Origin of the sequence: Haladaptatus salinisoli (assembly GCF_020614375.1) — an archaeon.
In the GTDB taxonomy this organism is placed as follows: Archaea; Halobacteriota; Halobacteria; order Halobacteriales; family Haladaptataceae; genus Haladaptatus; species Haladaptatus salinisoli.
Map to the genome: position 1 here is coordinate 531399 of NZ_CP085330.1, position 8473 is coordinate 539871.

Sequence of the window (8473 nt, forward strand, 5' to 3'; positions counted from 1 at the left end):
GTGCGTATCATCTACTGAACAGCCTCCCCGATGTGAGATTGATTCTCGTGATGATGTGAACCGTTTCCGCGAGTAGTTCGCGCAGCGCACCTTCTCGCAGGATGAGGTGAATTGCCGTGACGAAAAGCCAAGCGGGGAAGACGAAGTTCGCCACGATCCCCGCAGGAGCAAGGAAGACGATGTTCTCACCGATAGCTTCGACAACCAGGACGGTATAGAAGAACGCTACCAGCACGAGAAATCCACCGTAGATAATCGGCGTTTGGGGGCGTGTGCTTTTGAACCAGTGCAGGATTCGTCCGGGAGACTTCTCACTCCTCATGGACGTCCACCTTGGTCCTCCGTTCTGGTATCGTCGCAGTACATGCAACGGTACACGTCGTCTGCATCGTCCCAGTGGTAGGCGTGGGGACACGTGGCCAAAGGGCGATGAATCACCGTCTCGTACTCAGCAGTCATGGCGTATCGACCGCCATATTCAGTTCTGCCGCTGCTTCGGTGAGGCCGTCTACGCCTTCCTTCCCGATTTCGACTGCTGTCATTCCGTCGTGTCCGTGTATTTCGAGAACCAGGTCGCCACCTTCGGCAGGGTAGCGAAGAACGAATCCGTCGAACTCGCCTTCACACACGACGCATTGGCGACCGAGATCCACACCGTGCAGGATACCCTTCGAAGACATATCACACCACCCGCGAGGTACGGCGTTCGGACCCGGCACCGTCCAGATAGATATAGCGAAATGCGATATACCAGTTCACGTCGCCAGCAGAACGACGGCCCCGACCGCCAATCCGATTCCCGCCACGTCGCGCACGTCCACCGATTCGCCGAGGAAGACGACGCCCATGACGGCGGCGACGACGAAGTAGAGCGCGGTGACCGTCGTGGCGACGGCGGTGTTCCCGCGCTGCAGGGCGGCGTAGTAGCTTATCGACCCGACTCCGGAGAAGAGACCGCCCACGACCGCGAACGCGACGCCCGACCCGGCGAGCGACACCGACCCCGACTGCGCCGCGATGTAGGCGAGCGCGACGCCGACGCCCACCGCGTAAGAGACGGCCATCGACACCTCGGGCGCGAGCGTTCGAGTGGAGAAGTCGGCGAACAGCGCCCACGCACCCCACGAGACCATCCCGACCAGCGCGAAGAGTACCGCGGTTCGAACCATGTTCTGGGCAACGTCCTGCAAGGGGGAATCGGTTCGGATTCCGGCGGAGCAGGCGGGAGCTACCGGCGTTCAGGTGCGCCCTGTTCCGAGCGCAGTCGCGGCATAACAAACTCGGTCGTCGGCGACCATCGCGCATGATACGCACTGCGACACTCGTGTTCGTCGTGCTCGTCGCGTCCTGTGCGGGGGTCACGGCCCTGTTCGGGAGCGCGGTCGAGGCGCAGGCGGAATCGGAACCGACCGAACGCTGGAACCGAACCTACGGCGGTTCGGGCGACGACATCTTCGCCGACATCGCCCGGACCGAAGACGGCGGCTACGTCCTCGCCGGGGAGACGGAGCGGTCCGGCACCGGAATCGACGGCTGGGTCGTGAAGATAGGTCCGGACGGCGAACCCGAGTGGGAACGGACGCTCAGCGGGCCAGGAACCGACAGGCTGTACTCGGTCGTCGCGACGGACGACGGATACGTAGTCGCCGGGCGAACCGACCGCGACGGACGGGCGCGGGGATGGGTGGTCGAACTCGGCCCCGACGGCGCGACGCGGAACGAGCGAACGCCCGGCGTCGGCGCGTTCTACGGGGTGGAACGCGCCGGCGAGGGGTACGTCCTCGCCGGGTGGACGCGGGGCGACTCCGGCGTCGCGGGATGGCTCCTGAAGTTCGACGGGTCGGGTTCGAGGGCGTGGGAGCGAACCTACGCCGCACCGGACGGCTACTCGGCGGGGCGGCTGAAGGCCGTCGTTCCGGCGTCGAACGGCTACTTCCTCGCCGGCGAAGTCGAAGGCGAGAGTCAGGACGCGTGGGCGCTACGGGTCGGAGACGGCGGGGAGCGACGCTGGCAGCGGACGCGCGGCGGCGCGGCCAGGGAAGCCATCTGGGCCGCGACGGGCGGCGACGACGGAATCGTGCTCGCGGGCGAGTCCGAGAGCGGCGACTCCCGCGACGGCTGGGCGCTTCGATACGACGCGAACGGGAAACTCGCGTGGGAAGAGCGATACGGCGGGGAGCGCGACGACTGGCTCGACTCGGCCATGCGAACGGAGGACGGGGGATACCTGTTCACCGGCGGTACGTTGACGGGAGGAATCGGCAGTGCAGACGGATACGTCGTGAAAACGGGGCCCGACGGGCGCGTCGGGCGGGAGACGACCCTCGGAAGCACCTCGTGGGACAAGCCGTGGCCCGCGATTCGGGCGCACGACGGCGGCTACCTCCTCGCGGGGCAGACCGGCGGCTTCGGCGCGGCGGGGATGGACGGCTGGGTGCTCCACCTCGGTTCGGACGGACAGGGTTCCGATTCGGCGAGAACGACCGAGGAGGGCGACGGGGCGACCGGGTCGGGGGCGACGAAGGGCGAGCGAACGGACGGAACGACGCCGGACGGGAAATCGAGCCTCCCCGGATTCACAGGCCCACTGGCGCTCGTCGCGCTAGCGCTCTCGGTGCTCCTCTGGCGGGCGCGCTCGAAGGAGTGAGGCCGGTCGCCCGCCCTCGTATCCCGCGCTTCGGGCGGCGAAGTCGGACGTCGGGTCGAGAATCGCGGGGCCGAGATGTTTTCGGTGGGCGACCTCCGCTCGGCGGGCGCGGAAAATAATTGTTCCTTTTCATGATAGTCAGTCAAGTAGAATGATCTGTTGCTTTTAATTATAATCGAGGTTCTTTTATCCTTGTAACCAGTCTGCCCCATCATCCGAACAGTACTGGTACGTGAGACTATGAGAGAAGAGCAACTGACAGAGCGGGTGTCGGAACTCGACCGCGACGAGTGCGCGGCGTATCGAATCAAGAGGGGTGACGACGATATTAGCACGCGGATAATTCGGGGAGTTGAGGACATCGTGGGGCCCGACGAGGACAACACTGCGTGGCTCTACGACAGCATCGATCCGGACGCGCTCGACACAATCTTCAGCCCAAAACATGACGGAACGCCGCGGGACGACGGAAAGGTCGTCTTTACCGCCCGTAACTGCGAGATTTCCGTCCGCGGTAACGGCGAGATAACGGTGTACGTGCCGAGGAACGACGACCCCGAGGAGTGACCGGACCGATTTCGAAACGGTATTAGTGGTGCGCTCACGAGTCGCGGTAAGGGCCGATTGATGACCGACGAAGCGACCGTTTCCTTCCGAGAACTGTGCCGCGAACTGCCGGCACAGACCGCTCTGTTCAGTTTCGGCCCCGTGGCGCTCGGGGCCGCCCAGTTATGGAACGGCTACTCGCACGAAACGGCACTCACGTTTCACGCACTGTTCGCGCTCGTCATGGTCGGATTCGCCGTGCTCGTCACCCGCTACCACCTCGCCGCGTTTCGGCTGAAGAAACTGGAACGGAGTTAGGTGGTTCCCGCGGTCGCGCCGGTTCTCGTTCCTCGGCCGGCGTAGGCGTTGTACCCGGCGATGACGGCGACGATGACTCCCGAGATGACGTCGCTCCAGAACGCCTCGCCCACGGCCATGACGAACGGCACGAGTATCATCCACAGTCCCAGCAGCGCGACGAACGACGAACTGCCGACGCTGGCGGAAAGCCCCTTCGACATGCGGTAGTAGTTGTATCCCGCGACGAGGAAGATGGCGGCCCCGATGATGAGGTTGTTCCAGTAACTCGCGACGGACATCGTCGGGTAGATGAACGCCGAGATGAATATCCACGCGCCGACCAGCGATACGAAGCCGCTCAGCCACCGCAGGTTCGACTCCCCGGTGTCGGTCGTCCGCGTCGTTTGCTCCCTAGTTTCAGTTTCACTCATCGATTTTTTCCTCCGAGCGGAGGTAGGCCGAGCGGGCGAATAAGTAGCGCGACCGTTCAAGAACTAATGAACCATTACACCCGACCGGGGTCGTGCGTCTCGAACCACTCTGTCAACTGTTCGAGGCGGTGAACGGCGCGGTCCGGGTCGCCGACGTTGTGGTGTTCGTCGGGATAGACGACCAGTTTCGACGGGACGCCCTGCTTTTTCACGCTGACGTAGAGCTGTTCGGACTGCGAGGGCGGGCACCGCCAGTCCTCGCTGCCCGCCGTGACGAGCAAGGGCGTTTCGACGTCGCCGACGTCCGTGATGCTGGAGGCGGCGTCGTACGCCTCCGGGTTCTCCCAGGGCAGGCCGAAGTCGTTCTCCCACCACTTGTGGGCGTCGTCGGTGCCGTAGGCCGAGCGCAGGTCGTAGATACCGTGTTCCGCCGCCGCGGCGGCGAACCGGTTCGTACTCGTGACGAGGTAACCGGTCGTGATACCGCCGTAGGAAAAGCCGGTGGCGAAGGTGCGGTCGGCGTCGACCCAGCCGCGTTCGACGAGGTGGTCGACGCCCGCGAGCACGTCTTCGACCTCGCGCGGACCCCACTTCCCGCGGATAGCCTCGCTGAACTCGCGTCCGTAGGAACTACTGCCGCGGTAGTTGGGTCGGAGCACGACGTAGCCGCGGTCGGCCCAGTAGGCGTACTCGAACTTGAACTCGGGCGCGTCGTAGGAGACCGGGCCGCCGTGAATCGAGACGACGAGCGGGCGCGGGTCGGGGTCGTCGGGGTCGAAGTCGGACGGATAGTAGGCGATGCCCTCGATTTCGTCGCCGGAGTCGTTTCCGTAGACGACGCGCCGACAACCGGGCATCGCGTGCGTCTCCTCGAACGCTCCGTTGAGGTCGGTGAGTCGAGTGGGTTCGCCGGCCGCGAGCTCCTCCGCGTCCACCGCGTACAGGTCGCCGACCGTCGCGGGTTCGGTGAGCAGGACGGCCGCGGTCTCGCCCGCGAAGTCGAACGTTCGAATCGTCCGGTAGTCGCCCAGCGACTCGAAGGTGAACTCGGGGTCGCTCCCGTCGGCGAAACAGCGCGCGAGCCGGACGCTCCCCTCGTCGGCGATGGGCGCGAGCACCGTCCCTTCGTCCAGCCAGCGGAGTCGGCTCGCGTGGGAGACGGTTCTGTCGAGCGACGCGGTGACCGATTCGTACTCGTCGTCTTCGGCGACGTACACCTGCGTCGGAACGTGCCAGTTCGTGGCGTCGCTCCCGACGAACGCGAGGCGGGAGCCGTCGGGGCTCCAGCGGGGAGCGCCCGCGGTGAGGTCGGTGTCGGTGACCTGACGGAGGTCGCCCCCGTCCGGGTCGACGGTGAACACGTCCATCGCGCTCGAATCGTCCGGGCGCTCGGTGCGATTGGAGACGAACGCGATTCGCTCCGGCCCCCACGCCGGTTGCAGGCCGGCCATTGGTTCGTACGTCCCGCCGCCGTAGGCGTCGTCCAGTCGGCGTTCCTCCCGGGTTTCCACGTCGACCACGAACAGGTAGGTCGTCACGTCGTCGAGGAAGCCCTTACCGTCGAATCGGTGCTGGAGGCGCTCGATTTCTATCGGGCCGCCGTCCCGTCGTTCGGCGAGGTACTCCCGCTGGTCCTCGGTCGGGTCGCGCGCCGAGACGACGATGCGATCGCCGTCGGGCCCCCAGTCGAACTCGCGGACGCCCTCCTCGCGGTCGGTGACCTGGCGGGCGTCGCCGCCGCGGTCGAGATCGAACGTCCACACCTGCGACTTCGGCTCGTCGTCGCCGGTCTCCGCCGCACCGTTCTCGTCGTCTTCGGCGTCTTCGTCCTCGTCGTCCGAATCGTCGCGCACCGAAAGCGCGACGTCCTCGTCGCGGGCGGCCAAAAATCCGAGCTTCGAGCCGTCGGGGGACCACTTCGGCGACCCGGCGTCGGAGGCCCGCGAGAGCCGATACGGGTCGTCGCTCCCGTCCGTCGAGACGACGAACAGGGACGTTCGCCGCTCGTCCTCGCCTCGGTCGAACTCGCTCGCGACGAACGCGAGTCGGTCGCCGTCCGGCGAGAGCGCGAAGTCGGCCGCGAGCGTCAGGTCGTAGAAATCGTTCAGTTCGAACGTCTCGGTCATCGATGGCACGTCTCGCGCGAGGGATAATAGTTGTACGCTCGCCAGCAAGTCGGGCGAGAATCGCGGCGGGAGGGCCGACGGCGCGTCAGGCCACGTTCCGCTCTTCGACCGTCCTCCCCTCCGCGAATCGCGCACCGTCCAACTCCGAGATGTCGACGAGCGACGCGCTCCCTTCGAAGACGAGTTCCGCGACGAGTTGTCCGGTCGCGGGTGCGTGCTGGAACCCGTGACCCGAGAAGCCGACCGCGTTCACGAACCCGGGAACCGTCTCCTCGATGATGGGGTGGTGGTCGGGCGTGACGGCGTACAGGCCCGCCCAACCGCGGCGGACGCGGGTTTCGGGGCCGAAGTAGGTCGCGCAGTCGGCGGCGCGCTCCAACGCCTCGACGGTCCAGTCGAGGTCGGTCGTTCGGTCGTAGGCGTCCGGGTCGGCGCTCGCGGACGGCGAGAAGTGACCCCCGACGAGCGCCGCGCCGTCGCGCTCCGGGCGGAAGTACGACCCGGTGTCGAGGTCGATGGTCAGCGGCACCGACTCGGGAACCGGCGTCTCCGGTTCGACGACGGCTATCTGGCGGCGTTCGGGGACGACGGGGAGGTCGACGCCCGCCATTCCGCCGATTCGTCGCGCCCACGGTCCCGCGGCGTTGACGACGAACTCCGCCTCGATTCGGCCCTCGGTCGTCTCGACCCCGACGACGGCGTCTCCCTCGCGGAGTACGTCCGTCACCTCGACGCCGGTTCGGATTTCGGCCCCCGATTCTCGGGCGCTCGCGGCGAATCCCTGCAGCGCGAGGTGCGGGTCGGAGAAGCCGTCGGTCGGGGAGTACGTCGCGGCGCGGAACGATTCGCGCCGCAGGCCGGGACAGCGTTCGTGCGCTTCTTCGGGAGTCAGCAGTTCGCTCGGGACGCCCAGTTCGTTCTGCACGGCGACGGCGTCGGCCAGCCCCTCCGCGGTCGCTTCTTCGCGGGCGAGAAATAGGTAGCCCGGGCGGCGGTACGCGATGTCGGTGCCGAACTCCTCTTCGAATCGCTCCCAGACCCGCACGCTCGCCCGCGAGAGGGCGACGTTGACGGGCGTCGAGAACTGGGCGCGGATGCCGCCCGCGGAGCGCTCGGTGCTCCCTGCTCCGACGTTCGAGCGCTCGCAGACGACTACCTCGGCACCCCGCTCGGCGAGGTAGTACGCGCTCGCACACCCTACGATACCGCCGCCGACGATGACTACTCGCATGAACCGGAGTACGAACCGCCGGGTAATGGTTCCACCGCCGGGAGATAAGACGCGTCGGGACGAAACGCCGCCATGGTTCGAATCCTCTCCGACGCCGACGTGGCGTCCCTCCTCGACGTCGAATCGCTGCTTCCGGTCGTCCGCGACGCCTTCGTCAAGCAGGGTCGCGGCGAAGTCGAACGCCCCGACAGACCGCACTTTCCGGTCGGCGCGGGACTCGCGGGCGACGACCCGCTCGGCACCGGACTCGTCATGCCGGCCTATGTCCACGGGGCGAATCACTACGCGACGAAACTGGTCGCGGTCCACGAGGGGAACGTCGACCGAGGACTGCCGACCGTCAACGCGCAGATCGCGCTCACCGACGCCGAGACGGGGGAACCCGCCGCCTTCGTCGCCGGGACGAGGATTACGAACGCGAGAACCGGCTGTATCGGCGGACTCGCCGCCGCCGAACTCGCACCGGCGCCGGTCGAACTCGCGCTCGTCGGCGCCGGAACGCAGGCCCGATGGCAGGCGCGCTGTATCGCCGAGGCGACCGAACTCGAATCGGTTCGGGTGTACTCGCCGAGCGACTCCAAGCGCGAGTGCGCGGAAGAACTCGAGTCGGAACTCGGCGTTCCGACGAGAGCGGCCGAATCGCCGCGGGACGCCGTCTCGAACGCGAACGTCGTCGTCACCGCGACGACGGCGACGTCGCCCGTCTTTCCGAGCGACGGCCTCGAACCGGGAGCGCTCGTCGTCGCCGTCGGCGCGTTCACCGCCGAGATGCGCGAACTCGACCGCGCGACGTTCGAACGCGCCGACGAAGTCTACGCCGACGTACCCGACGAGGCCGCGGAAATCGGCGACCTTCGGGCGACCGACCTCGAGGCGGACGACCTCGTACCGCTCTCGGACGTGTTGGACGGGCGCGCCGGCCGCGACGCCGAATCCGATATCGTCGTCGTCGAAAGCGTCGGCACCGCCGCGTTGGACGCCGCCGCCGGCGAACACGTCCTCGAACGAGCAGAGGCGACGGGGGTCGGCCGGGAGGTAGCGCTGTAGCGATAGCCGACCCGCCTTCGCGGCGATATTTCTACGGAGCTATCCCGATAGCTTTCCGGATACGGAACGAGGTGAGAAGAGTCACCAACGAACCTTTCCAGAGAGATATCCATCCAGCTATCCAGATAGGTAGCCACCTCGCCGA

General features: G+C 66.6%; 10 protein-coding genes. 4 read left to right on the forward strand and 6 right to left on the reverse strand.

The features are described from left to right. Window positions 1–7 precede the first annotated feature (7 nt). The 3 genes from LIX00_RS23145 to LIX00_RS23155 all read right to left on the reverse strand — a co-directional run bounded on the left by LIX00_RS23145 (window position 8) and on the right by LIX00_RS23155 (window position 1169). Window positions 8–322: a hypothetical protein gene (locus tag LIX00_RS23145; RefSeq protein ID WP_227356876.1), complete on the reverse strand. Its 315-nt coding sequence runs from the start codon at window positions 320–322 to the stop codon at window positions 8–10. A 133-nt stretch (window positions 323–455) separates the two neighbouring features. Then, window positions 456–680, reverse strand: coding sequence for a hypothetical protein (locus LIX00_RS23150; protein WP_227356877.1), 225 nt, complete (start codon window positions 678–680; stop codon window positions 456–458). A gap of 75 nt (window positions 681–755) precedes the next feature. Next, window positions 756–1169: an EamA family transporter gene (locus tag LIX00_RS23155; protein ID WP_227356878.1), complete on the reverse strand. Its 414-nt coding sequence runs from the start codon at window positions 1167–1169 to the stop codon at window positions 756–758. Window positions 1170–1303: 134 nt separating this feature from the next. Between LIX00_RS23155 and LIX00_RS23160 the strand changes: the two genes are divergently transcribed. The 3 genes from LIX00_RS23160 to LIX00_RS23170 all read left to right on the forward strand — a co-directional run bounded on the left by LIX00_RS23160 (window position 1304) and on the right by LIX00_RS23170 (window position 3511). Beyond that, entirely contained in the window at window positions 1304–2647 is a 1344-nt protein-coding gene (locus LIX00_RS23160) for a hypothetical protein (RefSeq protein WP_227356879.1), read from the forward strand. 240 nt (window positions 2648–2887) lie between these two features. Beyond that, window positions 2888–3214: a HalOD1 output domain-containing protein gene (locus tag LIX00_RS23165; protein ID WP_227356880.1), complete on the forward strand. Its 327-nt coding sequence runs from the start codon at window positions 2888–2890 to the stop codon at window positions 3212–3214. A 60-nt stretch (window positions 3215–3274) separates the two neighbouring features. Next, window positions 3275–3511 carry a hypothetical protein gene (locus LIX00_RS23170; RefSeq protein WP_227356881.1) on the forward strand — a complete coding sequence of 79 codons (237 nt, stop codon included), beginning with the start codon at window positions 3275–3277 and terminating at the stop codon, window positions 3509–3511. Here LIX00_RS23170 and LIX00_RS23175 read toward each other — a convergent pair. From LIX00_RS23175 to LIX00_RS23185, 3 genes are all read right to left on the reverse strand, one after another. Further along, a complete protein-coding gene (locus tag LIX00_RS23175; RefSeq protein WP_227356882.1) occupies window positions 3508–3924 on the reverse strand; it encodes an SPW repeat domain-containing protein in 417 nt (138 codons plus the stop codon). The two genes, LIX00_RS23170 and LIX00_RS23175, sit on opposite strands and share 4 nt — an antisense overlap. Before the next feature lie 74 nt (window positions 3925–3998). After that, window positions 3999–6050 carry a S9 family peptidase gene (locus LIX00_RS23180; RefSeq protein WP_227356883.1) on the reverse strand — a complete coding sequence of 684 codons (2052 nt, stop codon included), beginning with the start codon at window positions 6048–6050 and terminating at the stop codon, window positions 3999–4001. An 85-nt stretch (window positions 6051–6135) separates the two neighbouring features. After that, window positions 6136–7281 (reverse strand): NAD(P)/FAD-dependent oxidoreductase, encoded by a 1146-nt coding sequence (locus tag LIX00_RS23185; RefSeq protein WP_227356884.1) that lies wholly within the window; start codon window positions 7279–7281, stop codon window positions 6136–6138. A 72-nt stretch (window positions 7282–7353) separates the two neighbouring features. Here LIX00_RS23185 and LIX00_RS23190 point away from each other — a divergent pair, with 72 nt between their 5' ends. Then, entirely contained in the window at window positions 7354–8328 is a 975-nt protein-coding gene (locus LIX00_RS23190; protein WP_227356885.1) for an ornithine cyclodeaminase family protein, read from the forward strand. Window positions 8329–8473: the final 145 nt, after the last annotated feature.

What these genes read in the sequence shown, in the direction of transcription:
- LIX00_RS23145 (WP_227356876.1), bottom strand. Translation starts at nt 322, where the DNA reads ATGAGGAGTGAGAAGTCTCCCGGACGAATCCTGCACTGGTTCAAAAGC.
- LIX00_RS23150 (WP_227356877.1), bottom strand. Translation starts at nt 680, where the DNA reads ATGTCTTCGAAGGGTATCCTGCACGGTGTGGATCTCGGTCGCCAATGC.
- LIX00_RS23155 (WP_227356878.1), bottom strand. Translation starts at nt 1,169, where the DNA reads ATGGTTCGAACCGCGGTACTCTTCGCGCTGGTCGGGATGGTCTCGTGG.
- LIX00_RS23160 (WP_227356879.1), top strand. Translation starts at nt 1,304, where the DNA reads ATGATACGCACTGCGACACTCGTGTTCGTCGTGCTCGTCGCGTCCTGT.
- LIX00_RS23165 (WP_227356880.1), top strand. Translation starts at nt 2,888, where the DNA reads ATGAGAGAAGAGCAACTGACAGAGCGGGTGTCGGAACTCGACCGCGAC.
- LIX00_RS23170 (WP_227356881.1), top strand. Translation starts at nt 3,275, where the DNA reads ATGACCGACGAAGCGACCGTTTCCTTCCGAGAACTGTGCCGCGAACTG.
- LIX00_RS23175 (WP_227356882.1), bottom strand. Translation starts at nt 3,924, where the DNA reads ATGAGTGAAACTGAAACTAGGGAGCAAACGACGCGGACGACCGACACC.
- LIX00_RS23180 (WP_227356883.1), bottom strand. Translation starts at nt 6,050, where the DNA reads ATGACCGAGACGTTCGAACTGAACGATTTCTACGACCTGACGCTCGCG.
- LIX00_RS23185 (WP_227356884.1), bottom strand. Translation starts at nt 7,281, where the DNA reads ATGCGAGTAGTCATCGTCGGCGGCGGTATCGTAGGGTGTGCGAGCGCG.
- LIX00_RS23190 (WP_227356885.1), top strand. Translation starts at nt 7,354, where the DNA reads ATGGTTCGAATCCTCTCCGACGCCGACGTGGCGTCCCTCCTCGACGTC.